Origin of the sequence: Pseudomonas sp. 2(2015), from assembly GCF_000955865.1 — a bacterium.
GTDB lineage: Bacteria > Pseudomonadota > Gammaproteobacteria > Pseudomonadales > Pseudomonadaceae > Aquipseudomonas.
Genome location: NZ_JYOF01000007.1, coordinates 392,264 through 418,414, shown reverse-complemented (window position 1 = coordinate 418,414; position 26,151 = coordinate 392,264). Strand labels below are relative to the sequence as shown.

Genomic DNA, 26,151 nt, shown 5'->3' with positions numbered 1-26,151 from the left:
AGTGGCTCGATCAATTAAGGTGCAGTTCCACCCTGCGGTTCTGCGCCCGCCCGGCATCAGTGTCGTTATCGGCGACAGGCTGGCTTTCCCCCTTGCCCTGGCTGGTGACCTTGGCTGGCGACAGGCCCTGGCTGATCAGGTACTCGGCAACACTGCTGGCTCGCCGTTCGGACAGCGCCTGGTTGTAGGCGTCCGAGCCCTGGCTGTCGGTATGGCCGACGACTTTGACGCTGGTTACATTGGCGCCATTGAGCTTGCTGGTCAGCGCCTGCAACTGCTGTTGGGCCGCGCTGGTCAACTGCGCCGAGTCAAAGGCGAACATCACCGCGCCCTGGTCGCTGAGGGTAATCACTTCCGAGGTCGGTGCAGGCTCCGGCGCTTTCTGGCTCGCTGGGTATTGCGGCAGCGGGCAACCGGTATGGCTGACCGGGGTGTTGGCCGGCGTGTCGGGGCAGAGGTCGCGACGGTCGAACACGCCGTCTTCATCCTCGTCACCGTCCTGGGCATAACAGATCAGGCCGCCGGCAATCGCGCCGGCAGCACCGGCACCGGCTGCCCAGGCGGAACTTTCGATGGCACCCAGACCGCCACCGACCAGACCGCCAAGCAAGCTGCAGATAGGCCAGGTCCTTTGATTGAGTGGGGCGCTGCCATCGCTGTGGGTCGCACAACCGGAGAGCAGGCTTGCGGCCAGAAGGACCGGCAGTGTGGCCTTGAAGAGAACACTCATGAGAATTGCTCCTGTGTCACCGGCCTCTACCGGTCACACAGGAGTAAAGACCGGCCTGCGGTACTTCTCAAGCCGCAGGCCGCTGGCGCTTCAGCGCTCGATGCGAATTTCCGTACGACGGTTCTGCGCCCGGCCATCGGCAGTGGCGTTGTCGGCAACCGGCTGGGTCTCACCGGCACCGCGCACCGAGACGAAGCTGGCACGTGGCACGCCGCTCTCGATCAGGTATTCGGTGACCGAATGCGCGCGGCGCTCCGAGAGTTTCTGGTTGTAGGCATCGGAGCCTTTGCTGTCGGTGTGGCCAGTGACACTCAAGCGCGCGCTCGCCGCTTCGTTTTTCAGGCGCGTGGCAATGGTATTGAGGCGCTCCTTGTCGGTTGCGGTCAGCTTGGCCGAATCGAACTCGAAGTGAACATCGCGAATGACAATGACCTCTTCCTTGACCACGGCCACTTCTTCGACCACGGCGACAGGCTCCGGCGGGCATCCGTTGGCATCGACCTGCACGCCACGTGGCGTGCCCGGGCACTTGTCGCGGCTGTCCGGCACGCCATCGCCGTCTTCGTCGCCATCGCCGTGGGCCCAGCAATAACCGGCGGCCATGCCCGCGCCGAGCAGCGCGCCCCAGCCTGCCCAGCTGGAGCTCTCGATAGCGCCCAGGGCTGCGCCGCCTACGCCCCCGACGGCAGCACACTTCGGCCAGTCGGTTTTTTGCAAACCTGCACAACCAGTCAACACGCTGGTTAGCAGAACCAGAGGTAATGCTGTGCGTACTATGCTCATTTTGTTGCATCTCCTAGGGGGAATCGGTGCAAAACCGATGCTCTGGGAGTAAAGACCGCCTCATTGATATCCGCCAGCAATAGGCCATGATGCGGCGCCGCGGCACTATGCCAAGTGGCGCCAGACCGTTAGTCTTGCCCCATCTGACCGAGGATTCCCGATGATGGACGGTTTTTCCCAGCGCACCCCGCAACAGGCCCTGGCCGCCCTGCTTGATCGCTATGCGCCGCAGCGCCTGCTATTGATAGGCGAGCGCTTTCCGGCCCTGGAGGCTTTCGCCCAGGCGCACCCGCAGGCGCAAATCGCCGTGGCCAACCCCGGCGCTCTGCCGGCCGAGCTTGCGGCGCAACGCTTCGACCTGGCGCTGCTGGTCGATTGCCTCGAGCACCTGAGCAAACGCGATGGCCTGCAATTGCTCGGCGGCATCCGCAACCTCAATGCCAGCCGCGTGGCGGTGCTGGCCGACTTGAGCGCCTGCGGCTGGCAAGAAACCGACTTCTTCGCCCTGGCCCTGCAAGCCAGTGAAAAATTCCAGCGCGATGCGCAGGTTTTGAACCTGTTCACCTATGATCTACGTGAATACAAGCAGGTCCCGGACTGGCTCAACGCCAAGTTCTGGGCCAACCCGGAAAATTTTGGCAAGTACTGGTGGTGAAGCAATGAGTGTCTCGGTTTGTCCTTGCGGTAGCGGCGATCTGCTCGATACCTGCTGCGGGCATTATCACGCTGGGCTCCCCGCCCCCGACGCGCAGACCCTGATGCGTTCGCGCTACAGCGCCTACGTGCTGGGGCTGGTCGACTATCTGGTGACCACCACCCTGCCAGCGCAGCAAGCCGGGCTCGACCGCGAGGCGATCCGCAACTGGAGCCAGCAGAGCACCTGGCTGGGCCTTGAAGTCGAAGGCGCCGAGGTGTTCGGCGGCAAGCCCGAACATGCCTTTGTCACCTTTACCGCTCGCTGGCACGACAGCGATGGCGAGCATTGCCATCGCGAACGCTCGGCCTTCGTGCAGAACCACGGCCGCTGGTACTTCATTGACCCGACCGTCGGCCTCAAGGCCACGCGCAACGATCCCTGCCCATGCGAAAGCGGGCAGAAGTTCAAGAAGTGCTGCTCCAGTTACCTGGGTAGCTGAGCTGATGGCCCGCCTGCTGCTGATCAGCGTTCTGCTCCTGCAACTGGCGGGCTGCGCCAGCTGGCTGGACAGCGACTACCAGGACCCACAGGTGCATCTGCTCAAGGTTGAACCGCTGAAGATGCGCCTGCTGCAGCAGGAATTCGTACTGCATGTCCAGGTCGACAACCCCAACGACAGCCGTCTGTTCATCCGTTACCTGGGCTACAAGGTGCTGATCAACGACCTGCCGTTGACCGAAGGCGAGGCCAGCCTGTGGCGCAGTGTCGGCCCGCACGCGCGGCGCACCTTCAAGATCCCGGTGCGCACCAACCTCTGGCAGCAGGTCAAACCCCTGGCCAAACTGCTCAAAGGCAGCGAAGGCCCACTGCGCTATCGCCTGGAAGGTGAGATGAGCAGCGGATTATTCTTCGCCCGCGACCTGCACTTGTCGCGCAGTGGTGAGATAATTCCCGGCGATCTTATTCCGGAGTAACCCAAGATGACCCAGCAACCCCATGTCCATGGCCCTGACTGCAACCACGATCATGATCATCACGACCATGACCATGGCCATGTACACGGCCCGCACTGCAACCACGGCCACCAGGAGCCGGTGCGCAACGCCCTGAAGGACGTCGGCCGCAACGATCCGTGCCCATGCGGCAGCAGCAAGAAGTTCAAGAAGTGCCACGGCGCCTGATCGCGGCCTTTTGCTAGTGGTCGGCGCTTGCGCAGTACGCCGGCGCGACCGCTAGCTCCCCTGCCGGCCCGACGCCTCGTCAGCTGGTGAAAATAAAGGCTGCGCCCCGCTTGCATGGTGTGATCGCGCTCACTAACGTAGCGCCTTTTACCGCCACGCCCTGCAGGAGCCTGATCATGGCCGCGCCAGCCCTTCCCCCTTTTACCCCCCGGTTCGGCGTAGCCGCTGCGATGCTCGGGCTGCTCAGCCTGGGTGGCTGCCAGATGGCCGGCCAGCGCGACAGCGTGCTGCCTGCCACGGGCGTGCAACCGCTCAAAGGCCTGGCACAAAATGTGTCGGTGCGCCGCAACGCCCTGGGCATGCCGCTGATCGAATCGAACAACTTCCACGACGCGCTGTTCGCCCTGGGCTATATCCACGCCGGTGACCGCATCGGGCAGATGGTTGGCATGCGCCTGCTGGCTCAAGGCCGGCTTGCGGAAATGGCCGGTGCCGACGTGCTGGAAGTCGACCGCCTGATGCGCGCGGCCAACCTCAAGGCCAGCGCCAACCAGCTGTATGCCGATGCCTCGCCACGCCTCAAGCGTTTCTTCGAGGTGTATGCCCGTGGCGTCAACGCTTATATGTTCCGCTACCGCGACAAGCTGCCGGCACCATTGGCGCAAAGCGGCTACCGTCCGGAATACTGGAAGCCCGAGGACTCGGCGCTGATCTTCTGCCTGTACAACTTCAGCCAGTCGGTCAACCTGCAGGAAGAACTCGCAGCCCTGGGCCTGGCGCAAAAAGTCGGTACCGACAAACTGGCCTGGCTGCTGCCAAGCTACCCTGACGAACCGCTGGCGCTGAGCGAAACCGACAAGCTCAAAGGCCTGAACCTGAACACCCAGCTCGCGGGCCTGGCACCGTTGACCGCAGTCAGCGAGCAACTGGCCGCACTCAACCTGCTCGGCAGCGCCGGCTCGAGCAACTGGGCGATTGCCCCGCAGCGCAGTCGCAGCGGCAAGAGCCTGATGGCCAGCGATACCCTTGGTGCCTGGGCGATGAGCCCGGTGCAGATCCGTTCGCCCAAGTACCAGGCCGCTGGCGTATCCATCGCCGGCCTGCCGCTGGTGCTTTCAGGCTACAACGGCAAGCTGGCCTGGAGCGCCAGCGCGGTGATGGCCGACAACCAGGACCTGTTCCTGGAAAAACTGCGCAAGGAAGGCAGCCGCCTGATGTACCAGGCCGACGGTAAATGGCTGCCAGCCCAGGCCCGCAACGAAACCTTCTTCATCAAGGGCCAGCGCCCGCTGCGTGAAACCCTGTACGACACCCGCCACGGCACCCTGCTCGGCCAGCCGCAGAACGCCAGCCTGGGCCTGGCCCTGCGCATGCCCGAGCTCAAGGGCGACCAGAGCCTGGATGCGTTCTTCAACCTGTCGCGGGCGCAGAATGTCGAGCGCGCCTTCGACAACACCCGCGAGATTGGCGCTGCGGCGCTGAACTTCGTGTTTGCCGACGCCAGCAATATCGGCTGGCAGGTCAGCGGGCGCTTCCCCAACCGCCGCGAGGGCCAGGGCCTGCTGCCGTCGCCGGGCTGGGACGGACGCTACGACTGGGACGGCTACGCCGACCCGATGCTCCACCCCTACGACCAGGACCCGCCCCAAGGCTGGATCGGCAATGCCAACCAGCGCAGCGTGCCCAAAGGCTATGGCATGCAGCTGTCCAACAGCTGGTACTACCCCGAGCGTGCCGAGCGCCTGGCGCAACTGGCCGGCAACGGCAAGCACGACAGCCGCAGCCTGATGCTGATGCAAAGCGACCAGACCACGCTGTTTGCCGACAAGCTGAAGAAAATGTTCCAAGCCCCCGGCATGGCCCAACCGCTGAAGCAGGCAATCGACGCCCTGCCTGCCGAGCAACGGACCAAGGCACGCGAGGCCTACACCCGGTTGATGGCCTTCGACGGCCGACTGAGCACCACCTCGGCAGATGCCGCCCTGTACCAACTGTTCCTGCAGGAAAGTGCCAAGCTGACCTTCCTCGACGAGCTCGGCCCTGAGTCCAGCCCGAGCTGGCAGGCTTTTGTCGGTAACGCCCGGCTGTCGTACTCGGCCCAGGCCGACCACTTGCTCGGCCGCGAAGACAGCCCGTTCTGGGACGATCAGAACACCGCGCAAAAAGAAGACAAACCGGCCATTCTCGCCCGCAGCCTGGCAGCAGCAATCACTGCCGGCGAAGCGCAACTGGGCAATAATCAGCGCGCCTGGCAATGGGGCAAACTGCACCAGTACCGCTGGCCGGCGCCGACTTTTCATGGCCTGGGTGACGCGGTCAGTCGCGGCCCGCTGGCCACGGGCGGCGACCACAGCACCCTGAACCTTGCGCCCTACGCCTGGGGCAAGGACTTCAACGCACAACTGGCACCGTCACTGCGCATGGTGGTGGACTTCGGTCAGATTGAACCGCTGCAACTGCAAAGCAGCAGCGGCCAGTCCGGCAACCCGGCCAGCCCGCACTTTGCCGATGGTCTGGATGCTTGGTTCAAGGGCCGCTACATGAGCCTGCCGCTGCAACCACAAAACTTCGACCGCGCCTACGGCAACAAGCGCCTGACCCTGGTGCCGGGCAGGTAAAACCGCGCAATCCACATGCGCAGCCGGTGCAATGCCGGCTGCGCTGATCCATATCAACAGCCCCCGCCAGCAAATCCCTTACAACGAAACTGAGGCAGGTTTCGTTACCCGCCTCTGCCTGATGAACCATAAAAACGATTGCAGCCCTGCGCCCAGGGGACCACCCCAGGCCAGGTGACTAAAGGAATAATGCAATGGCATCTGCCTTCTCCCGTCTGGCCCTGGTGGCCACGACCGTGTTCTCGTTCTCCGTATTCGCCAGCGAGCCGCCCCCGGCAGCGGCGGCCGACAGCGAACTGCTTGCCCGAGGCAAATACATCGCCCAGCTCGGCGACTGCATTGCTTGCCACACCGCACCGCAAGCACCGGAAATGGCCGGTGGCCTGCAACTGAAAACACCGATGGGCACCATCTACTCAAGCAACATCACCCCCGACCCGGACACTGGCATCGGCCGCTACAGCTTCGAGCAGTTCGACAAGGCCATGCGCGAAGGCGTGACCCCGGACGGCACCAACCTGTACCCGGCAATGCCCTACCCGTCCTACGCGAAAATGAGCGAAGCGGACATGCGCGCCCTGTACGCCTACCTGATGCAGGGCGTGACGCCGATCAGCCAGTCCAACCAGGAAGCGGACATGAGCTGGCCGTTCAACATGCGCTGGGGCCTGTCTCTGTGGAACTTCGCCTTCGTCGACAGCGAGCCCTTCGAGCCCGATCCCGCCAAGGACGAAGTGCTCAATCGGGGCGCCTACCTGGTGCAGGGCCTGGGCCATTGTGGTGCCTGCCATACCCCACGCGGCATCGCCTTCCAGGAAAAGGCCATGAGCGACGCCGGCCGCAGCGGCAAGCACTTCCTTGCCGGTGAAACCGTAGAGCACTGGCAGGCCCTGAGCCTGCGCAACCTGTGGACCGTGCAAGACACCGTGCAATTGCTCAAGACCGGGCAGAACCGCTTTGCCACGGTGTCGGGCAACATGGCCGACGTCATTCATCACAGTACCCAGCACTTTAGCGACGGCGACCTGGTGGCTATCGCCAGCTACCTGAAATCGCTGCCGCCGGGCAAGGATGACCTGCCGATGCCGGATGTTCCGCTGGCCGCAACCGTTGCCCCGGATGACCTGTTCAGCAGCCGCGGCGGCCTGGGCTACACCCAGTTCTGCAGCGATTGCCACCGCCCGGACGGGCGTGGGGTCCCGGGCCTGTTCCCGCCACTGGCCGGCAACCCGAGCATCGCCTCGGCCAACCCGACCTCGCTGCTGCACATCACCCTCACCGGCTGGGAAACCGCGCAGACCGCCACCCATTCGCGGGTCTACACCATGCCCGGCTTCGCCCGCCTGGCCGATCAAGAGATCGCCGAGATCCTCACCTTCGTGCGCGGTCGCTGGGGCAACAACAGCTCGCCGATCACTGCCAAGCAGGTGAAAACCCTGCGTGACCAGCTCAATCCGCAGACCACCGACTCCAGCGCCTTTGAAACCCCGCGCCTGGCCAACCTGCTCGCCGCAGCCAACGCCGACCAGGTGATCCGCGGCATGCGCTTGCACCTGCAAACCCGCGAGCTGTTGCCGGACAACGTCGGCAACGCGCTGAACTGCACCAGCTGTCACCTCAACGCCGGCACCGTGGCCGACGGCTCGCCGTTTGTCGGCGTCTCGGCGTTCTTCCCCAGCTACGCTCCGCGGGCGGGCAAGGAAGTCACCCTTGAAGAGCGCATCAACGGCTGCTTCCGGCGTTCGATGAACGGCAAGCCGATACCGCCGCAATCGGCGGACATGCAGGCGATGGTGGCCTATTTCGACTGGATGAAGATGAACACCCAGCCGGGCGACAAGGTGGCCGGGCGCGGGGTCGGCAAGATCGACACGGCGATCAAGCCAGACCTGGACAACGGCAAGCAGGTGTATGCCGAGCAGTGCGCGGTGTGCCATGGCAGCAATGGCGAGGGCCTGGCCCGAGAAGACGGCAGCCTGGTGTACCCACCACTGTGGGGCGATCAGTCGTTCAACATCGGCGCCGGCATGGCCCGCACCTATACCGCTGCGGCGTTCGTCAAACGCAACATGCCGATCGGCTTTCACGAGAAATTCCCCCTGGGCCAGGGCGGCTTGAGCGACCAGGAGGCAGTGGACGTCGCGGCCTGGTTCTCGCAACAGCCACGGCCGGACTTCCCGGACAAGGTCAAGGACTGGCCCAACGGCGGCAAGCCGGTGGATGCGCGTTACTGAGGCTGTTCAGGGCCGCGCTGCGGCCCCTCGCAGGCAAGGCCAGTTCCCACTGAATGTGGGGCTGGCCTGGAATATGGTGTGAAACTTGCTATCACTGTGTTGTCTGGCATCGACCGGTAACGGCCCTTTGCCACCCCAACACTTTGCGAATCCAAGGACACACAATGAAAAAAGCATGGCTGACGCTTTCCGCACTCGCGTTGTGTCTGGCTGCGGGGAACACCCTGGCCAAGGAATACAAGGAGCTGCGCTTCGGCGTCGATCCGTCTTATGCACCGTTCGAATCGAAAGCCGCCGACGGTTCCCTGGTGGGCTTCGACATCGACCTGGGCAATGCCATCTGTGCTGAGCTCAAGGTCAAGTGCAAGTGGGTGGAAAGTGACTTTGACGGCATGATTCCGGGGCTCAAGGCCAACAAGTTCGACGGCGTGATCTCGTCGATGACCGTTACCCCGGCACGGGAAAAAGTCATCGACTTCTCCAGCGAGCTGTTCTCCGGCCCTACCGGCCTGGTGTTCAAGAAAGGTGCAGGCCTGACCGCTGACCCGGCCTCGCTCAAGGGCAAGACTGTCGGCTACGAGCAAGGCACCATCCAGGAAGCCTACGCCAAGGCCGTGCTGGACAAGGCCGGGGTCAAGACCCAGGCCTACCAGAACCAGGACCAGGTCTATTCCGACCTGACCTCCGGACGCCTGGATGCCTCGATCCAGGACATGCTCCAGGCCGAACTGGGCTTTCTCAAGTCGCCACAAGGCGCCGACTATGAAGTCAGTGAGCCGGTCGACAGCGAATTGCTGCCGTCCAAGACCGCAGTCGGTATCAAAAAAGGTAACACTGAGCTCAAGGCACTCCTGGACAAAGGTATCAAAGCGTTACACGACGACGGCACCTACGCCACGATCCAGAAAAAGCACTTCGGTGACCTGAACCTCTACAGCGGCAAATAACCACTGCGGGAACCGGCAAACGCCGGTTCCCGCATGATCGCGTCCACTGGCATAGGTTCGCTTCATGTTCGAAGACCTGCTGCAGTTCCTGGGGCTCTCGGCATTCAGCTTGAAGGGCTTCGGCCCCTTGCTGCTGCAGGGCACCTGGATGACCCTCAAACTGTCCTTCATGTCGCTGCTGGTCAGCGTTGGCCTGGGCCTGCTCGGCGCCAGTGCCAAGCTCTCGCCGCTGCGCCCGCTACGCCTGATCGCCCAGGCCTACACCACGCTGATTCGCGGCGTGCCTGACCTGGTGCTGATGCTGCTGATTTTCTACAGCCTGCAAACCTGGCTGACCAGCCTCACCGACGCCATGGAGTGGGAATACATCGAGATCGACCCGTTCGCCGCCGGGGTCATCACCCTGGGCTTCATCTACGGCGCCTATTTCACCGAAACCTTTCGCGGCGCAATTCTCGCCGTGCCGCGCGGCCAGGTCGAAGCGGCCACTGCTTACGGCCTCAAGCGCCTGCAACGCTTTCGCTTCGTGGTCTTTCCGCAAATGATGCGCTTCGCCCTGCCCGGCATCGGCAACAACTGGATGGTGATGCTCAAGGCCACTGCTCTGGTGTCGATCATCGGCCTGGCCGACCTGGTCAAGGCCGCCCAGGACGCCGGCAAGAGCAGCTACCAGCTGTTCTACTTCCTGATGGTCGCGGCGTTCATCTACCTGTTGATCACCAGCGCCTCCAACGTCGCCCTGCGCTGGCTGGAACGGCGCTACAACGTCGGCACCCGGGAGGCCATCCGATGATCGAGCTCTTGCAGGAATACTGGCGTGCCTTCCTCTACACCGACGGCACCCACATCACCGGCCTGGCCATGACCCTGTGGTTGCTCACCGCAGCCCTGGCGATTGGCTTCGTGGTTTCGATCCCGTTGTCGATTGCGCGGGTTTCGCCGCGCTTCTGGGTTCGCTGGCCCGTGCAGTTCTATACCTACCTGTTCCGCGGCACACCGCTGTATATCCAGTTGCTGATCTGCTACACCGGCATCTACAGCCTGGAAGCGGTGCGCGCGCAGCCGCTGCTCGACAGCTTTTTTCGCGATGCGATGAACTGCACCATCCTCGCCTTTGCCCTCAACACCTGCGCCTACACCACGGAAATTTTCGCCGGGGCGATCCGCAGCATGAACCATGGTGAAGTCGAGGCCGCCAAGGCCTATGGCCTGCGCGGCTGGAAACTTTATGCTTATATCATCATGCCGTCGGCGCTGCGCCGCTCGCTGCCCTACTACAGCAACGAAGTGATCCTGATGCTGCACTCCACCACGGTGGCCTTCACCGCCACCGTGCCGGACATCCTCAAGGTCGCCCGCGACGCCAACTCGGCCACATTTCTGACCTTTCAGTCGTTCGGCATCGCCGCGCTGATCTACCTGTGCGTGACCTTCGCCCTGGTAGGGCTGTTTCGCATCGCCGAACGTCGCTGGCTGGCTTTTCTAGGACCGACACACTAGGACTGATATGCATCACTCGACCCACGACATTCTGGCGCCGGTTCCAGGCATTGCCCGCCAGATCCACAGCTTTCACTTCGGCCCCCGCGGCGCCGGCAAGATCTACATCCAGGCCTCGCTGCATGCCGATGAACTGCCCGGCATGCTGGTGGCCTGGCACCTCAAGCAACGCCTGGCCGAACTTGAGGCCCAGGGCCTGCTGCGCCGCGAAATCGTGCTGGTACCGATCGCCAACCCGGTAGGCCTGGAACAGGTACTGATGGATGTGCCGCTGGGCCGTTACGAGCTGCAAAGCGGCGAGAACTTCAACCGCCACTTCGTTGACTTGAGCGACCAGATCGGCGACCAGATTGCCGATCACCTGACCCAGGATCCGCAGCACAACATTGCCCTGATCCGCGAAAGCCTGCGCCGCGCCCTGGATGCCCATGCCGCCCACACCCCGCTGCAATCCCAGCGCCTGACCCTGCAACGCCTGGCCTGCGACGCCGAGATGGTGCTCGACCTGCACTGCGACTTCGAAGCCGTGGCGCACCTGTACACCACGCCCGAAGCCTGGCCGCAGGTCGAACCGCTGTCGCGCTACCTGGGCGCCCAGGCCAGCCTGCTGGCCACCGACTCGGGCGGGCAGTCCTTCGATGAATGTTTCACCCTGGTCTGGTGGCAATTGCAGCAGCGCTTCGCCAAGCAGTTCCCGATCCCCCAGGGCAGCTTTTCGGTGACCGTCGAATTGCGTGGCCAGGGCGATGTCAGCCATCCGTTGGCGGAACAGGACTGCACGGCGATTCTCGAGTACCTGACCCGTTACGGCGCCATTGAAGGCGAACCTGCCACCTTGCCCGCCCTCAGCTACCCGGCAACGCCGCTGGCCGGGGTGGAACCGGTGGCAACGCCGCTGGGCGGCCTGTTGGTGTTCCACGCCAAGCCGGGCCAGTACCTGCAGGCCGACCAACTGATCGCCGAAGTTATCGACCCGCTCAGCGACCGGGTCACCCCGGTGCGCAACAGCCAGCCGGGCCTGCTCTATGCCCGCTCGCTGCGGCGCATGGCCACCGCCGGCATGGTCATCGCCCATGTGGCAGGCAACCAGGCCTACCGCAGCGGCTACCTGCTGTCGCCTTGACCCCTTACCTTTAGAGCCTGCGCATGTACAAACTGACCATCGAAGACCTGCACAAACGCTACGGCGAGCACCATGTGCTCAAGGGCGTATCGCTCAAGGCCAGGACCGGCGACGTGATCTGCCTGATCGGCGCCAGCGGCTCGGGCAAGAGTACCTTCCTGCGCTGCATCAACTTCCTCGAGCAACCCAACGAAGGCAGCATGACCCTCGATGGCAAGCCGGTGCACATGACCCAGGACCATCATGGCCTGCACGTCACCGATCCGGACGAGCTGCAGCGCCTGCGCACGCGCCTGGCCATGGTGTTCCAGCACTTCAACCTGTGGAGCCACCTGAGCGTGCTGGACAACATCGCCATGGCGCCGCGACGGGTGCTGGGCGTGAGCAAGCACGAGGCCGAGGAGCGCGCCCGGCGCTACCTGGACAAAGTCGGCCTGGCACCGCGGGTGGCCGATCAATACCCGGCATTTCTCTCCGGCGGCCAGCAGCAACGGGTGGCTATCGCCCGGGCACTGGCCATGGAGCCGGAAGTCATGCTGTTCGACGAGCCGACCTCGGCGCTGGACCCGGAGCTGGTCGGCGAAGTGTTGCGGGTGATTCAGGGCCTGGCCGAAGAGGGCCGGACCATGATCATGGTGACCCACGAAATGGCCTTCGCACGCAAGGTGGCGAGCCAGGTGATGTTCCTCCACCAGGGGTTGGTGGAGGAGCAAGGGCCGCCGGACGAGGTACTGGGCAATCCAAAAAGCGAACGCCTGCGTCAGTTTCTCAGCGGCAACCTCAAGTAGCGGTCAGGCGACGGGGGCTGGTGGCGGCTCGTCAGGCAGAGTGGGCTCACCCGGCTCCATCGGTGGGGTATCACCCGGCTGTGCAGGGATAGGCGTGTCTGGATCAGGCTGACCGGGCACGCCGCCCGCGTGGAGGATGTGCGGGTGCGGATGGGCCAGCAGCGACCAGGCCAACATCCCAACGCTGTTGGGCTGTAGCACGGCCAGCTTGGCACTGATGGTCGGGTCGAGTTTCATGGGCGGCTCCTGGTTGACGTCCGCCTGGCGTGTTGCCGGGCGGAACAGTTCAACTCATTGGAGTACGCCGCAGGCAAGGAATTCCCTCGCCTTGTCGCCTCAGGTGCGTGGCAGGGTAACGCCGCGCTGGCCCTGGTATTTACCGCCACGATCCTTATAGGACACTTCACATTCTTCGTCGGATTCGAGGAAGAGCATCTGCGCCACGCCTTCGTTGGCGTAGATTTTCGCCGGCAGCGTGGTGGTGTTGGAGAACTCCAGGGTCACGTGACCTTCCCACTCGGGTTCAAGCGGGGTGACGTTGACGATGATGCCGCAGCGGGCGTAGGTGCTCTTGCCCAGGCAGATGGTCAGCACGTTGCGCGGGATACGGAAGTATTCGACGGTGCGGGCCAGGGCGAAGGAGTTCGGCGGGATGATGCAGACGTCGCTCTTGACGTCGACAAAGCTGCCGGCGTCGAAGTTTTTCGGATCGACGGTCGCCGAGTTGATGTTGGTGAACACCTTGAATTCGTCGGCGCAGCGCACGTCGTAGCCGTAGCTGGAGACGCCGAAGGAGATCAGCCGGTTGTCGCTCTCACCGCGCACCTGGCGCTCGACGAACGGCTCGATCATGCCGTGTTCCTGCGCCATGCGGCGAATCCACTTGTCCGATTTGATGCTCATGGCGGGGTGTCCTGAAATTGCGTGGTGAAAAAATTCTGTGGCGCATCTTACCGGGCCCGGCGCCGGGTTCAAAGTTCCATGCAGCATCAACCGTCGGATCCCCGTACCACGGGGCCTGCACGGGAGCGCGAGGCACCGTCAGTCATGAATTATGAGAAAGCGTCACAAGACCATTGGCACGTTCTGGAAAAAGGGTTAAGGTGACGCCACTGTGCTGCACGTGTCACTGAGAATATCTACCTGATGCAAGATTTCGATCAACCCATCTTCATGAATTTTCTGCCTCTTTGCACTCAGTCTCGGCCAGGGCGTTTCCTGAGTCGTAGTTAACTTTGTCCAAGGAGACAGACCATGTCCAATCGCCAAACCGGTACCGTTAAGTGGTTCAACGATGAAAAAGGCTTCGGCTTCATCACCCCACAATCCGGTGACGACCTGTTCGTACACTTCAAAGCCATCAAAGCTGACGGCTTCAAAAGCCTGAAAGAAGGCCAAGCGGTCTCTTTCATCGCTACCCGCGGTCAGAAAGGCATGCAGGCTGAAGAAGTAGAAGTTATCTAACTTCCGCTTTACAGCTTGAAGAAAGCCCCGCCCTTAACAGGCGGGGCTTTTTTTATGCCCTGGATTTTGACCTCATCGCGGGGCAAGCCCGCTCCTACGGTAGGAGCGGGCTTGCCCCGCGAAAATCACCTCAGTCCTCGCTGATAGTGATATTCGGCATCGCCGGCGCCGCCGCTTCCTGCAACACGATCCGTGCACCGACCTGGCGGGCCAGCTCCTGGTAGACCATGGCGATCTGGCTTTCCGGCTCGGCAATCGCCGTCGGCTTGCCGCTGTCGGCCTGTTCGCGGATCAGCATCGACAGCGGCAACGAGGCCAGCAGTTCGACACCGTACTGCGCCGCCAGCTTCTCGCCACCGCCCTCACCGAACAGATGCTCGGCATGGCCGCAGTTCGAACAGATGTGCACGGCCATGTTCTCGACCACGCCCAGCACCGGGATATTGACCTTGCGGAACATCTCCACGCCCTTCTTGGCGTCAAGCAGCGCCAGGTCTTGCGGGGTGGTAACGATCACCGAGCCGGCCACCGGGACTTTCTGCGCCAGGGTCAGCTGGATGTCGCCGGTGCCAGGCGGCATGTCGATCACCAGATAGTCGAGATCGTCCCAGGCGGTCTGGGTCACCAGTTGCAGCAAGGCCCCGGAGACCATCGGACCGCGCCAGACCATCGGCGTGTTGTCGTCGGTCAGGAAAGCCATGGACATGACCTCGACACCGTGGGCCTTGAGCGGCACGAACCACTTTTGCTCGCGAATCTGCGGGCGGGTGCCTTCGGCGATACCGAACATCACGCCCTGGCTCGGGCCATAGATGTCGGCATCGAGAATGCCTACCCGCGCGCCTTCGCGAGCCAGGGCCAGGGCCAGGTTGGCGGCGGTGGTCGATTTGCCGACACCGCCCTTGCCGGAGGCCACGGCGATGATGTTCTTGACGTTGGCCAGGCCCGGGATCTGCGCCTGGGCCTTGTGTGCGGCGATCACGCAGTTGATTTCGACCCGCGCCGAGGTAACCCCGTCGAGACCTTCGACAGCCGTTTGCAGCACCTGCGCCCAGCCATTTTTGAACAGGCCGGCGGCATAGCCCAGTTGCAGCTGCACGCTGACGCGATCGCCCTGGATATCAATGGCCTGGACACAGCCGGCGCTGACCGGGTCCTGGTTCAGGTATGGGTCGGTGTACTGGCGAAGAACGGCTTCGACGGCTGCGCGAGTGACGGCACTCATGGAGACTCCCGTGATAAAGACTGAGCAAAACAGACCACTATGCTAACCCGTCATCCCTCTTCAGATACGTCCATGGGGTGAAATATATTTCCCGGCGTTTTATAGTGGCCGATCACCGTTTCATCTCAAGTAGCCGAAAAAAGTAGCCGAGCCCCCATGTCCGAGCCACGTCAGATTCTCGTCACCAGCGCCCTGCCCTATGCCAATGGTTCCATTCACCTTGGCCATATGCTCGAGTACATCCAGACAGACATGTGGGTGCGCTTCCAGAAGCTTCGCGGCAACCAGTGCATTTATGTCTGCGCTGACGACGCCCACGGCTCGGCCATCATGCTGCGCGCCGAGAAAGAAGGCATCACCCCCGAGCAACTGATTGCCGCCGTCCAGGCCGAGCACAGCGGGGATTTCGCCGACTTTCTGGTCGACTTCGACAACTTCCACTCGACCCACGCCGAAGAAAACCGCGAACTGTCGAGCCAGATCTACCTCAAGCTGCGTGACGCCGGGCACATCGCTACCCGTTCGATCACCCAGTATTTCGACCCGGACAAAAAAATGTTCCTGGCCGACCGCTTCATCAAGGGCACCTGCCCCAAGTGCGCGGCTGAAGACCAGTACGGCGACAACTGCGAAAAATGCGGCGCCACCTACGCACCAACCGAGCTGAAGAACCCCAAGTCGGCGATTTCCGGCGCCACCCCGGTGCTCAAGGATTCGCAACACTTCTTCTTCAAGCTGCCAGACTTCCAGGCCATGCTCCAGCAGTGGACCCGCAGCGGTACCCTGCAGGACGCGGTGGCCAACAAGATCGCCGAATGGCTGGATGCCGGCCTGCAGGAATGGGACATCTCCCGTGATGCGCCGTACTTCGGCTTCGAGATTCCCGACGAGCCGGGCAAGTACTTCTACGTCTGGCTGGACGCCCCGATCGGCTACATGGCCAGCTTCAAGAACCTGTGCGCCCGCCGCCCGGAGCTGGACTTCGACGCGTTCTGGAACAAGGATTCGAAAGCCGAGCTGTACCACTTCATCGGCAAGGACATCGTCAACTTCCACGCCCTGTTCTGGCCAGCCATGCTCGAAGGCGCCGGCTACCGCAAGCCGACCGGCATCAACGTGCACGGCTACCTGACCGTCAACGGTTCGAAGATGTCCAAGTCGCGCGGCACCTTCATCAAGGCCCGCACCTACCTCGATCACCTGGCGCCGGAATACCTGCGTTACTACTACGCCTCCAAACTGGGCCGCGGCGTCGACGACCTCGACCTGAACCTTGAAGACTTCATCCAGAAGGTCAACTCCGACCTGGTTGGCAAGGTAGTCAACATCGCCAGCCGCTGTGCAGGCTTCATCCACAAGGGTAACGACGGCGTCATGGTGGCCGGCGACGCCGCACCGGAACTGACCGAGGCCTTCCTCGCTGCCGCCCCGGGTATTGCCGAAGCCTACGAAGGCCGCGACTTTGCCCGTGCCATGCGCGAAATCATGGCCCTGGCCGACCGCGCCAACGCCTGGATCGCCGACAAGGCGCCGTGGTCGCTGGCCAAGCAGGAAGGCAAGCAGGACGAAGTCCAGGCGATCTGCGCCCAGGGCATTAACCTGTTCCGCCAGCTGGTAATCTTCCTCAAGCCGGTGCTGCCGGTGCTGGCCGCCGACGCCGAGGCGTTCCTCAATGTCGCGCCACTGACCTGGGCCGATCACCAGACCCGCCTGAGCAACCATCAGCTCAACCCGTTCAAGGCGCTGATGAGCCGCATCGACCCGGCCAAGGTCGAAGCCATGACCGCCGCTTCCAAGGAAGACCTGGCCGCCAGCCAGACCAGCGTTGTCACCGGCAATGGCGAACTGGCCAAGGATCCGCTGTCGGCCGAGATCGACTTCGACACCTTCGCCGCGGTCGACCTTCGGGTGGCCCTGATCCTCAAGGCCGAAGCCGTCGAGGGCGCCGACAAGCTGCTGCGCCTGACCCTGGACATCGGTGACGAGCAACGCAACGTGTTCTCCGGCATCAAGTCGGCGTACCCGGACCCGGCCAAGCTCGAAGGTCGCCTGACCATGATGATCGCCAACCTCAAGCCGCGCAAAATGCGTTTCGGCATCTCCGAAGGCATGGTCATGGCCGCAGGCCCCGGCGGTGAAGAAATTTACCTGCTCAGCCCTGACAGCGGCGCCAAGCCGGGCCAGCGCATCAAGTAAGGCTCACGCCCCGGCCGATTGCGGCCGGGGCGTTCTCATCTTCGCGTCATTGCCGGATAATGGCGGACAGCCTCAGCATTCGGCCCCCTCATGAGCGAATTCTTCCTGGCCCTGGTCAGCGCCGCGCTGATCAACAACCTGGTCCTGCACCAGGGGCTGGCCATCGACCCCTTGCTGCGCAGCGACACCGATCCGGATCGGCGCCAGGTGCATGCGTTGGGCCTGGCGACCCTGGTGTCGCTGGTAGTGGCGGTCGGGCTTGGGCAACTGATTTATCACCTGGCGTTGCTGCCCCTGCAGCTTGAATACCTGCGCCTGTTCGTGTTCCTGGCGCTGTGCGTGTTACCGATCAAGCCGCTGCTCGCAGTGCTGACACGCCTGCTGCCAACCCTGCCCTTCGACGGTTTGTTGCCCCTGATGGTAGGTAACCTGGCGCTGCTAGGCTTGAGCCTGCAAGCCAGTGAAGGCAGCTATGGGATTTTGCAAACCCTGGGCTGGAGCCTGGGCGGTGGCCTGGGGTTCTGGCTGGCCCTGGGCCTGTTCAGCGACCTGCGCCAGCGCAGCGACCACGATGACATCCCCCTGGCCTTTCGCGGCCTGCCGATCGAGCTGATCGGCGCCGGGATCATGGCCATGGCGTTTCTCGGATTCAACGGACTATTCAACCCATGAGCTTGATTCAACGCATCGACGCCCTGTTGCCGCAGACCCAATGCGGCAAATGTGGCCATCCTGGTTGCCGGCCTTACGCCGAAGGCCTGGCGGCGGGCGAAGCGATCAACAAATGCCCACCCGGAGGCGGCGAAACCATCGCAGCCTTGGCCAAGCTGTTGCACGTGCCGGTGATCGAACTCGACCACGAGCGCGGCCGTGCACCGGCGCAAGTCGCCTATATCCGTGAAGCCGAATGTATCGGCTGCACCAAATGCATCCAGGCCTGCCCGGTGGACGCCATCATCGGTGCCGCCAAGCTGATGCACACCGTGATCAGCGCCGAATGCACCGGCTGCGACCTGTGCGTGGCACCGTGCCCGGTGGACTGCATCGACCTGCTGCCATTGACCGCCCACAGCAACATCGTGCCGATTGTCGGTGGCCTGGCCGAAGACACCCAGACCCTCGAGGCCCGCAGCCACAAGCGTAACCAGGCGCGGCGGCGCTTCGAGCAGCGCAACAACCGCCTGCAGCGCGAAGAAGCCCGCAAGCAGGCCGAACGCCTGGCCCGCAGCCAGCGTGCGGCCACTGCCACAATCACCACGCCGGGCGCCACTGTCGACGACCCGATCAAGGCCGCCATCGAACGGGTCAAGGCGCAGAAAGCCGCGGCCGCCGATGCAGCGCTGAAGCAGGCAAAAATCGCCGCCGCCATGAGCCGGGCGCAACTGAGCAAGGCCCGAAGCGCCTTTGGCGAGGCGCCGAACCAGGCCCAGCAAGCACAATTGGCTGAACTTGAGCACGAAGCGCAACAGGCCCAGGCTCGCCTGCAAGCACTGCAACCGGCGGCCGCCAATGGCCACGGCTGATAGCAGCGAGCGCCTGCGCAGCACCATGGCCATGGTGCTGCTGGCCAGCGCACCCGGGTTGCTGACCCTGCTGTGGCTGCATGGCTGGGGGCTGCTGCTGAACCTGCTGCTGTGCGCCGTTGCGGCGCTGGCGACTGAAGCGGCGCTGCTGCGACTGCAACAACGGCCAGGCCTGCCGGCGCTGAACGACGGCAGCGCCCTGGTGACTGCGGTGCTGCTGACAGCGGCACTGCCCGCCTACGCGCCCTGGTGGCTGCCAGCAATTGCCGCCAGCAGTGCCATTGCCCTGGGCAAGCAACTGTACGGCGGCGTCGGCAAGAACCTGTTCAACCCGGCGATGCTCGGCTATGCGCTGGTGTTGCTGTCGTTCCCGCAGCACATGACCCAGTGGCCGGTCACCCAGATGCTGGGCCTGACCGACACGCTGCAGCAAGTGTTCGGCCTTGATTTGGGCAACCAGCCCGACGCCTGGGCGCAAGCCACGGTACTCGACGGCCTGCGCAACAACCGCAGCCTGACCATCGATGAATTGTTCGCCAGTCATCCAGGCTTCGGCCACCTTGGCGGTCGCGGCAGCGAATTCGTCAACCTGGCCTTTTTGCTCGGCGGCTTGCTTCTGGTGCAACGCAAGGTCATCAGTTGGCATGCGCCGCTCGGCCTGCTGGCCAGCCTGTTCGTGGCCAGCCTGCTGTGCTGGAACGGCTCGGGCTCGGACTCAAACGGCTCGCCGTTGCTGCACCTGCTGTCCGGTTCAACCATGCTGGTGGCGTTCTTCATTGTCACCGAGCCGGTTTCAGGAGCGAAAAGCCCGAAGGCCAAGCTGCTGTTTGGCGTCGGCGCAGGCTTGCTCATCTACCTGATCAGAACCTGGGGCAGCTACCCCGACGGCGCCGCCTTCGCGGTCCTGCTGATGAATCTTTGTGTTCCGTCCCTGGAGCGCTGGGCAGAACGCGGGCAAACATCATGAGCACCTCGTCGATTCGCACCACCGCCCTGCTACTGAGCCTTGCCGTGCTGGCCGTGGGTGGCACGGTGCTTTGGCAACAGTTCACCACCGCGCGCATCACTGCCGCCGAGCAGCAGCTCAAGGCCCAACGCTGGCTGAGCGTTCTGGCGCAGCAGGCCTACGACAACCAACCGCTGCAACAGCCCCTGACTCTGGGCGCCACCAACCTGGACCACAGCCGGCTGCTCGCAGGCTATCTGGCAACCTTGAAAGGCCAGCCGAGCGCCGTTGTGCTGCACAGCCAGAGCCAGGGTTACGGCGGCCCGCTGGACCTGCTGATTGCCATTGATGAGGGGGGTCGCCTGATCGGCGTCAAGGTGCTGCAACAACAGGAGACGCCAGGCCTGGGCGGCAAGCTGGTGGAACCCGGCAACACCTGGCTGCAAGGCTTTGTCGGCAACAGCCGGCAAAAAACGCCTGATTCAGCCTGGGCGCTCAAGCGTGACAACGGCCAGTTCGATCAGTTGGCCGGTGCCACCGTCACCTCCCGCGCCGTCATTCAAGCCACCCACGATGCCCTGCGCTATTTCGACGAGCATCGCCAACAGTTGCTAAGCGCAGGTGCGGATGAATAGACAATGGCTCGCCGCAATAAGCCTGGCGCCCGTGCTGGGCGCCACACAGACATTGCTGCAGGCCAGCACCATGGCGCTGTTAAGCCTGCTGGCCGTCGGCCTGCACCGTCTGTGCATGACACCCCTGCGCAAACAGCTGGACGCTGACGCCCGCCTGTTCGCAAGCGTGCTGATGGCCGCCCTGCTGGTCACCTGCCTTGAGCTAGGCTTGCGCGCCTGGGCCCTGCCGCTGGCACTGGAGCTGGGCCGCTATCCGGCATTGATCGCCGTACAATGCCTGCTGTTCGAGCTGGCCCTGGGTAACAGTGCCCGCTGGCGTACCGCAGCTACCACACTGGCAGCATTTGCTGCGCTGTGCATGGCCGCGGGGTTCACGCGCCAGCTGCTCAGTGAGTTTGCCAACCTGCGCCTGGCCGGCATGTTGCCCGGCGCCCTGATCCTTCTGGGCCTGATACTCGCCCTGTATAACCGGGTTTGCCAACGGCGAGCCCTTTCCCGTCGTCAAGGAACGCTTTGACCCCATGAATGCTGCCAAACGCCTGGAAATTTTTCGCAGGTTGCATGAAGACAACCCCGAGCCGAAAACCGAGCTGGCCTACACCAATCCTTTCGAACTGCTGATTGCGGTCATCCTCTCGGCACAGGCTACCGACGTCAGCGTGAACAAGGCCACGGCCAAACTGTACCCGGTCGCCAATACCCCGCAAGCCATCCATGCCCTGGGTGTTGACGGCCTGTCGGAGTACATCAAGACCATCGGCCTGTACAACAGCAAGGCGAAAAACGTCATCGAAACCTGTCGCCTGCTGATGGAGCAACATGGCAGCCAGGTACCAGAAACCCGAGAAGCGCTTGAAGCACTACCCGGGGTTGGCCGCAAGACCGCCAACGTGGTGCTCAACACCGCCTTTCGGCAACTGGCCATGGCCGTTGATACGCATATTTTCCGGGTCAGCAACCGCACCGGCATTGCCCCGGGCAAGACCGTTCTGGAAGTTGAAAAGGCCTTGATGAAGTTCGTGCCCAAGCCGTACCTGCTTGACGCCCACCATTGGTTGATCCTGCACGGGCGCTATGTGTGCCAGGCGCGCAAACCCCGTTGCGGTAGTTGCCGGATCGAAGATTTGTGCGAGTACAAGCAGAAAACTTCGGACGATTGAGCCGATAGTGAAAAGACAGCTTGGTCGATTGAAAAAATCTTTTTTACCCGGTCAAAATTTCTCGCTATAAGGTGCGCCAATGGCCCTCTTGGCTTGGAGTGACTTATGAGCACCGATAAAGAAGACCTGGTTGTAGATGATGACATCGTCACTGAAGACGCAGACGACGAGGTCCCGGTTGAAGTGGCGAAAACCAACCTGAGCAAACGCCGCACCATCGACAACCTGCTGGAAGAGCGTCGCTTGCAAAAACAGCTGGCCGATTACGACTTCGACCTCTGAAGGATCGATACCGACAGATCACAAAAGCCTCCTTGATGGAGGCTTTGTTGTTTCTGGGCATTTCAAACAAGCCCGTTGCGCTGGGCCAGTTCGATCAGGTCAACCAACGAGCGAGCATTGAGTTTGAGCAATAATCGCGTTTTGTAGGTACTCACCGTCTTGTTGCTGAGGAACATGCCATCGGCAATCTCCTTGTTGGTTTTTCCGCGGGCCAGTTGCTGCAGCACCATCATCTCCCGGCCTGACAAACGCTCGACCATGTCCGCCTCGCTGGCGCCGCCCAGGTTCGAGCGAACCGAATGCAGCGCCTGGTTGGGGAAGTAGCTATACCCGGAAAGCACTGCCTTGATAGCGCTAAGCAACTCGGTCAGGTCCTGCTGCTTGCAGACATAGCCCGCAGCCCCTGCCTGCATGCAGCGCATGGAAAAATGCCCGGGCGCCTGCGAGGTCAATACCAGCACTTTGATGCTGGCATTGTTGGCGGTCAGCCGGGCGATCACCTCAAGGCCGTCAAGTTTGGGGATGCCGATGTCCAGGATAACGATATCCGGACCATGCTCGCGTGCCAGCTGCAATGCGTCCACGCCGTTATCCGTCTCGGCAATGACTTCATAACCATGCCGCTCCATCAACATGCGTACAGCCAGGCGAATGACCGGATGATCATCCACGATCAGGACTTTATTCATGGGCAAAATCCAATTGTTCGCTGTTCTATTTTTTGAGCCAGCACAATAGCCTAGTTACACGACATATTGTATTGCGCCATTAACAAGCAAATGCACACAAGGACACAACCTACAACCATTAAAGAATTATCCTACAAGCGGGAAATACCAATAATTCTTTAAGAAATCAACACCTCACTGGTAATTGCAGACCGTGTAAAGGCCGTACAAAACTTTCTCTATCACGGTAGCACCAGAGAATAAAATAACCTATAAAACCCAGCCTTATTACCTGAAGGAAATGTCCTATAGACTTGTTTGATAAAACCAATATTGCAATCTGTGTATAATCGTTACATATCCGTATTGGACACATTACCCAACCGAGAAACACAGCATGCTGCCTGGCATGGCGCAGCCCATGTAAACCTCGCAGCCACTGCGAACTTGCCCCGGTGGGCACATGGGAATCCTGGATGAGCAAAATCGAGCCGAAAAGCCCTTTGACGATCATTGCGATTTTCGCCGGCATCATCGAAGCCTCGGCGCTAGCCTCGCTGCCATTTCTGGGTGAAGACAGCCAGGGTATTTATACCTGGTTCCTGGTGGGCTTTCCGTTCTTCCTCACGGTATTGTTTTTCCTGACCCTTAACTTCAACTACAAATCCCTTTACTCACCTGAGTTGAACAAGCCGATACCTGGCGTTACTCCAACACCTGACACTGCCGACTCAAAAACTACTCTTGAGTCTCCAGCCCCCGCCCTTGTTACTTCCAATCCGGTTGATACTCCAGCCGACCGCCCCATAGAAACTCCGAAAGCAATCGAAACAGCGAATCCACCCGCCATTAATAGCGGATGCACTACCGTCACGATTGCGCTGCGCGGCCCCGCAGCGGCCGACTTGATAAGCTACTTCGCCTTGCACGCACTCAAATCCCCGCCCGCACCGGACAGCAAATGGATTTTGTGCAACCTCGATAGCGGCAGGCAAACCGTGTTGCTGACGCGGCCGTTGAATGGTCCGGCACACTAATGTTCAGGCAAAAAAAACCCCGGCACAGGCCGGGGTTTTTCTGCACAACAAGCCTCAGACCAGCTTGCGGCCCTTGTTCGCAGCAATACGCATGCGCAGGGCATTGAGCTTGATGAAGCCCGCTGCGTCGGCCTGGTTATAGGCGCCGCCATCTTCTTCGAAGGTGGCGATGTTGGCGTCGAACAGCGAATCGTCGGACTTGCGGCCGGTGACGATGACGTTGCCTTTGTACAGCTTCAGGCGCACGACACCGTTCACGTTGACCTGCGAAGCGTCGATCATCTGTTGCAGCATCAGACGCTCAGGGCTCCACCAGTAGCCGGTATAGATCAGGCTGGCGTACTTGACCATCAGCTCATCTTTGAGGTGAGCGACTTCGCGGTCCAGGGTGATCGACTCGATCGCCCGGTGGGCGCGCAGCATGATGGTGCCGCCTGGAGTTTCGTAGCAGCCGCGGGACTTCATGCCGACGTAACGGTTTTCGACGATGTCCAGACGACCGATACCGTTCTCGCCGCCGATGCGGTTGAGGGTGGCCAGCACCGTGGCCGGCGACATTTCAACGCCGTCCAGGGCAACGATGTCGCCGTTGCGGTAGGTCAGTTCCAGGTAGGTCGGCACGTCCGGAGCGGTTTCTGGCGACTTGGTCCAGCGCCACATGTCTTCTTCGTGCTCGGTCCAGGTATCTTCCAGCACGCCGCCTTCATACGAGATGTGCAGCAGGTTGGCGTCCATCGAGTACGGCGACTTCTTCTTGCCGTGACGCTCGATCGGGATGCCGTGCTTCTCGGCGTAGTCCATCAGTTTTTCACGGGACAGCAGGTCCCATTCACGCCACGGCGCGATGACCTTGACGCCTGGCTTGAGGGCGTAGGCGCCCAGCTCGAAACGGACCTGGTCGTTACCTTTACCGGTGGCGCCATGGGAAATGGCATCGGCGCCGGTTTCGTTGGCGATTTCGATCAGACGCTTGGCGATCAGCGGACGAGCGATGGAAGTACCCAGCAGGTACTCGCCCTCGTAGACGGTGTTGGCGCGGAACATCGGGAACACGAAGTCGCGTACGAACTCTTCGCGCAGGTCATCGATGTAGATTTCCTTGACGCCCATGGCCTGGGCCTTGGCGCGGGCCGGTTCGACCTCTTCGCCTTGTCCAAGGTCAGCGGTGAAGGTCACCACTTCACAGTTGTAGGTATCCTGCAGCCACTTGAGAATCACCGAAGTATCAAGGCCGCCGGAATACGCCAGTACGACCTTTTTTACGTCCGCCATGCCATCACTCCACGGGGTTGTACGGAAAGCCGTCGATTCTACCGGCCTTGCGACAAAATTTACAGTGGGGCGACAGCTTGTGACGACAAAGCGACAGGAACTGTCGAGAGCGCGACGGACGGTCGCACCTCAGGACGTGGCGACGGGCTTCGCGGTACTGGCTGCGGCAGCAGGTGCGGCCGGTGGTTTGGCTGCAGGTTCAACGGGCTTTTCCAGCGGTTTTTCGACAGGCGTAACCCGATCAAGCTGAATATTCACCCGTCGGTTGCGCGCGCGGTTGGCTGCGCTGTTGTTGCGCGCCAGCGGATAACGCTCGCCATGGAAGCGCACGGTGATCTGCTCTTCGGGAATACCGTGGGCCTTGAGGTACTCCATCACCGCCAGTGCCCGGCGCCGCGACAGGTCGCGGTTGGTCAGGCGGTTGCCGCTGTTGTCGGAGTGGCCGTCGAGTTCGATATGGTTAACAGTGGGGTCGGCCTTGAGGAAGTCGAGGATCACGTCCAGGCGTGCCCGGGCATCGGCATCCAGGTCAATGCCGCCGCCCGGAAAGCCGACCCGCGCCTGACGCACCTGGTCATAATTCATCGGCAAAAGTTTTGCCGCGCAGGCCTGATAGTCGCCGTAGGCCTTGCTGAACTTGACCGGCAACACCCGCACTTCCATGGTCCGCCCGGCTTCACCGGCGTAGTTGCGCACCACGGTGCTGCGGCCATCGAGCAGGCCGTTGATCAAGCGGCTGGCCTGGCCCTGGGAACTGGTAAAAAGCACGCCGCTGCGGGCCATGCGCACCGCGCCCAGGTTGATATCGCCACGTCCGGGCTGCCACGGCGCGGCCGCCGCCAGCAGGGTGGCGGAACCGGCACCGAGGACGTTACTGCTTGAGCGCAGTTGGAAAGTTGGCTGCTCGCCAGCCCGGCGAACGAACTCGCCGCTGCCGAAATCGGCAATGGGTTGAACCAGCCGACATTCGAACTGATCGCCTTCGACCTTCCACTCGACGTTCTCCAGACGGGTCTGGAAAGTGAGTGCCATGGCGGGCATGCTGGCAAACACACTGAGCAGGGCTAGATAACGCTGGCGCACGGGCGGCTCCACAGATTTTCACGGTATACCAGCACGCTATCGGTCGGTCACGGCAAAACTTGATAGCGAGTGCTCGTAACCGGCTTTTCCGGTAGCATTCACCTTGAGTTCGACCCGCC

The 26,151-nt window shown here is 62.1% G+C and carries 28 protein-coding genes and 1 pseudogene; 21 read left to right on the top strand and 8 right to left on the bottom strand.

All coding sequences use genetic code 11. The annotated features are described in order from the left end of the window. Positions 1-10: 10 nt before the first annotated feature. Positions 11-730: an OmpA family protein gene (locus UB48_RS13560; protein ID WP_045197787.1), complete on the bottom strand. Its 720-nt coding sequence runs from the start codon at positions 728-730 to the stop codon at positions 11-13. A gap of 90 nt (positions 731-820) precedes the next feature. Continuing rightward, the gene (locus UB48_RS13555) at positions 821-1,513 is read right to left on the bottom strand and encodes an OmpA family protein (RefSeq protein WP_045197785.1); all 693 of its coding nucleotides are present in this window, start codon (positions 1,511-1,513) and stop codon (positions 821-823) included. Between the two features lie 160 nt (positions 1,514-1,673). On the opposite strand from UB48_RS13555, the gene UB48_RS13550 reads away from it, so the two are divergent. From UB48_RS13550 to UB48_RS13500, 11 genes are all read left to right on the top strand, one after another. Beyond that, a complete protein-coding gene (locus tag UB48_RS13550; RefSeq protein WP_045197783.1) occupies positions 1,674-2,168 on the top strand; it encodes a DUF6231 family protein in 495 nt (164 codons plus the stop codon). A gap of 4 nt (positions 2,169-2,172) precedes the next feature. Then, positions 2,173-2,649 carry a YchJ family protein gene (locus UB48_RS13545; protein WP_045197781.1) on the top strand — a complete coding sequence of 159 codons (477 nt, stop codon included), beginning with the start codon at positions 2,173-2,175 and terminating at the stop codon, positions 2,647-2,649. 4 nt (positions 2,650-2,653) lie between these two features. Further along, on the top strand, positions 2,654-3,124 hold the full coding sequence (locus tag UB48_RS13540; RefSeq protein ID WP_045197779.1) for an LEA type 2 family protein: 471 nt from the start codon (positions 2,654-2,656) through the stop codon (positions 3,122-3,124). A 6-nt stretch (positions 3,125-3,130) separates the two neighbouring features. Continuing rightward, entirely contained in the window at positions 3,131-3,331 is a 201-nt protein-coding gene (locus tag UB48_RS13535) for an SEC-C metal-binding domain-containing protein (protein ID WP_010221064.1), read from the top strand. A gap of 176 nt (positions 3,332-3,507) precedes the next feature. Beyond that, the gene (locus UB48_RS13530; RefSeq protein ID WP_045197777.1) at positions 3,508-5,949 is read left to right on the top strand and encodes a penicillin acylase family protein; all 2,442 of its coding nucleotides are present in this window, start codon (positions 3,508-3,510) and stop codon (positions 5,947-5,949) included. A gap of 194 nt (positions 5,950-6,143) precedes the next feature. Further along, positions 6,144-8,183: a c-type cytochrome gene (locus UB48_RS13525; RefSeq protein WP_045197775.1), complete on the top strand. Its 2,040-nt coding sequence runs from the start codon at positions 6,144-6,146 to the stop codon at positions 8,181-8,183. Between the two features lie 164 nt (positions 8,184-8,347). Continuing rightward, on the top strand, positions 8,348-9,130 hold the full coding sequence (locus UB48_RS13520) for a transporter substrate-binding domain-containing protein (protein WP_045197773.1): 783 nt from the start codon (positions 8,348-8,350) through the stop codon (positions 9,128-9,130). Positions 9,131-9,194: 64 nt separating this feature from the next. After that, on the top strand, positions 9,195-9,923 hold the full coding sequence (locus UB48_RS13515; RefSeq protein WP_045197771.1) for an ABC transporter permease: 729 nt from the start codon (positions 9,195-9,197) through the stop codon (positions 9,921-9,923). Beyond that, entirely contained in the window at positions 9,920-10,630 is a 711-nt protein-coding gene (locus UB48_RS13510; RefSeq protein WP_038999132.1) for an ABC transporter permease, read from the top strand. Before UB48_RS13515 ends, UB48_RS13510 begins: the two co-directional genes overlap by 4 nt. 7 nt (positions 10,631-10,637) lie before the next feature. After that, positions 10,638-11,753, top strand: a complete 1,116-nt coding sequence (locus UB48_RS13505) for a succinylglutamate desuccinylase/aspartoacylase family protein (protein WP_045197768.1) — start codon at positions 10,638-10,640, stop codon at positions 11,751-11,753. Between the two features lie 23 nt (positions 11,754-11,776). Next, positions 11,777-12,541 carry an ABC transporter ATP-binding protein gene (locus UB48_RS13500; RefSeq protein ID WP_045197766.1) on the top strand — a complete coding sequence of 255 codons (765 nt, stop codon included), beginning with the start codon at positions 11,777-11,779 and terminating at the stop codon, positions 12,539-12,541. Between the two features lie 3 nt (positions 12,542-12,544). Here the strand turns inward: UB48_RS13500 and UB48_RS13495 are convergent, their stop codons facing one another. Both UB48_RS13495 and dcd read right to left on the bottom strand, forming a co-directional pair. Then, positions 12,545-12,778 carry a hypothetical protein gene (locus UB48_RS13495; protein ID WP_045197764.1) on the bottom strand — a complete coding sequence of 78 codons (234 nt, stop codon included), beginning with the start codon at positions 12,776-12,778 and terminating at the stop codon, positions 12,545-12,547. A 99-nt stretch (positions 12,779-12,877) separates the two neighbouring features. Further along, a complete protein-coding gene (dcd, locus tag UB48_RS13490) occupies positions 12,878-13,444 on the bottom strand; it encodes a dCTP deaminase (protein ID WP_028943496.1) in 567 nt (188 codons plus the stop codon). A 351-nt stretch (positions 13,445-13,795) separates the two neighbouring features. On the opposite strand from dcd, the gene UB48_RS13485 reads away from it, so the two are divergent. Next, on the top strand, positions 13,796-14,005 hold the full coding sequence (locus UB48_RS13485; protein ID WP_010221054.1) for a cold-shock protein: 210 nt from the start codon (positions 13,796-13,798) through the stop codon (positions 14,003-14,005). 130 nt (positions 14,006-14,135) lie between these two features. Here the strand turns inward: UB48_RS13485 and apbC are convergent, their stop codons facing one another. Next, the gene (apbC, locus tag UB48_RS13480) at positions 14,136-15,230 is read right to left on the bottom strand and encodes an iron-sulfur cluster carrier protein ApbC (RefSeq protein WP_045197762.1); all 1,095 of its coding nucleotides are present in this window, start codon (positions 15,228-15,230) and stop codon (positions 14,136-14,138) included. 156 nt (positions 15,231-15,386) lie between these two features. Here apbC and metG point away from each other — a divergent pair, with 156 nt between their 5' ends. The 8 genes and pseudogenes from metG (at position 15,387) to UB48_RS27985 (ending at position 21,972) form a co-directional block, all read left to right on the top strand. Beyond that, complete coding sequence (metG, locus tag UB48_RS13475) at positions 15,387-17,426, top strand: methionine--tRNA ligase (protein WP_045197760.1); 2,040 nt, start codon at positions 15,387-15,389, stop codon at positions 17,424-17,426. A 90-nt stretch (positions 17,427-17,516) separates the two neighbouring features. Next, on the top strand, positions 17,517-18,098 hold the full coding sequence (locus UB48_RS13470) for an Rnf-Nqr domain containing protein (protein ID WP_045197758.1): 582 nt from the start codon (positions 17,517-17,519) through the stop codon (positions 18,096-18,098). Then, positions 18,095-18,916: pseudogene (gene rsxB, locus UB48_RS13465) on the top strand (electron transport complex subunit RsxB); the annotation flags it as partial. The gene UB48_RS13470 and the pseudogene rsxB, both read left to right, overlap by 4 nt. A gap of 19 nt (positions 18,917-18,935) precedes the next feature. After that, entirely contained in the window at positions 18,936-19,916 is a 981-nt protein-coding gene (locus UB48_RS13460; protein WP_045197754.1) for an RnfABCDGE type electron transport complex subunit D, read from the top strand. Further along, positions 19,913-20,530: an RnfABCDGE type electron transport complex subunit G gene (locus UB48_RS13455; protein ID WP_045197751.1), complete on the top strand. Its 618-nt coding sequence runs from the start codon at positions 19,913-19,915 to the stop codon at positions 20,528-20,530. Before UB48_RS13460 ends, UB48_RS13455 begins: the two co-directional genes overlap by 4 nt. Next, positions 20,523-21,047 (top strand): Rnf-Nqr domain containing protein, encoded by a 525-nt coding sequence (locus tag UB48_RS13450; protein ID WP_045197749.1) that lies wholly within the window; start codon positions 20,523-20,525, stop codon positions 21,045-21,047. Before UB48_RS13455 ends, UB48_RS13450 begins: the two co-directional genes overlap by 8 nt. Before the next feature lie 4 nt (positions 21,048-21,051). Beyond that, positions 21,052-21,690 (top strand): endonuclease III, encoded by a 639-nt coding sequence (gene nth, locus UB48_RS13445; RefSeq protein ID WP_045197747.1) that lies wholly within the window; start codon positions 21,052-21,054, stop codon positions 21,688-21,690. A 105-nt stretch (positions 21,691-21,795) separates the two neighbouring features. Then, the gene (locus tag UB48_RS27985; protein WP_045197746.1) at positions 21,796-21,972 is read left to right on the top strand and encodes a PA3496 family putative envelope integrity protein; all 177 of its coding nucleotides are present in this window, start codon (positions 21,796-21,798) and stop codon (positions 21,970-21,972) included. Positions 21,973-22,034: 62 nt separating this feature from the next. On the opposite strand, the gene UB48_RS13435 is transcribed toward UB48_RS27985, so the two are convergent. After that, a complete protein-coding gene (locus UB48_RS13435; protein WP_045197743.1) occupies positions 22,035-22,661 on the bottom strand; it encodes a response regulator transcription factor in 627 nt (208 codons plus the stop codon). 455 nt (positions 22,662-23,116) lie between these two features. Here UB48_RS13435 and UB48_RS28205 point away from each other — a divergent pair, with 455 nt between their 5' ends. After that, entirely contained in the window at positions 23,117-23,677 is a 561-nt protein-coding gene (locus tag UB48_RS28205) for a hypothetical protein (RefSeq protein ID WP_045197741.1), read from the top strand. 54 nt (positions 23,678-23,731) lie between these two features. On the opposite strand, the gene UB48_RS13425 is transcribed toward UB48_RS28205, so the two are convergent. Continuing rightward, positions 23,732-24,949 (bottom strand): argininosuccinate synthase, encoded by a 1,218-nt coding sequence (locus UB48_RS13425; protein ID WP_038999115.1) that lies wholly within the window; start codon positions 24,947-24,949, stop codon positions 23,732-23,734. 129 nt (positions 24,950-25,078) lie between these two features. After that, positions 25,079-26,032 (bottom strand): OmpA family protein, encoded by a 954-nt coding sequence (locus UB48_RS13420; protein ID WP_045197739.1) that lies wholly within the window; start codon positions 26,030-26,032, stop codon positions 25,079-25,081. Between the last annotated feature and the right edge of the window lie 119 nt (positions 26,033-26,151).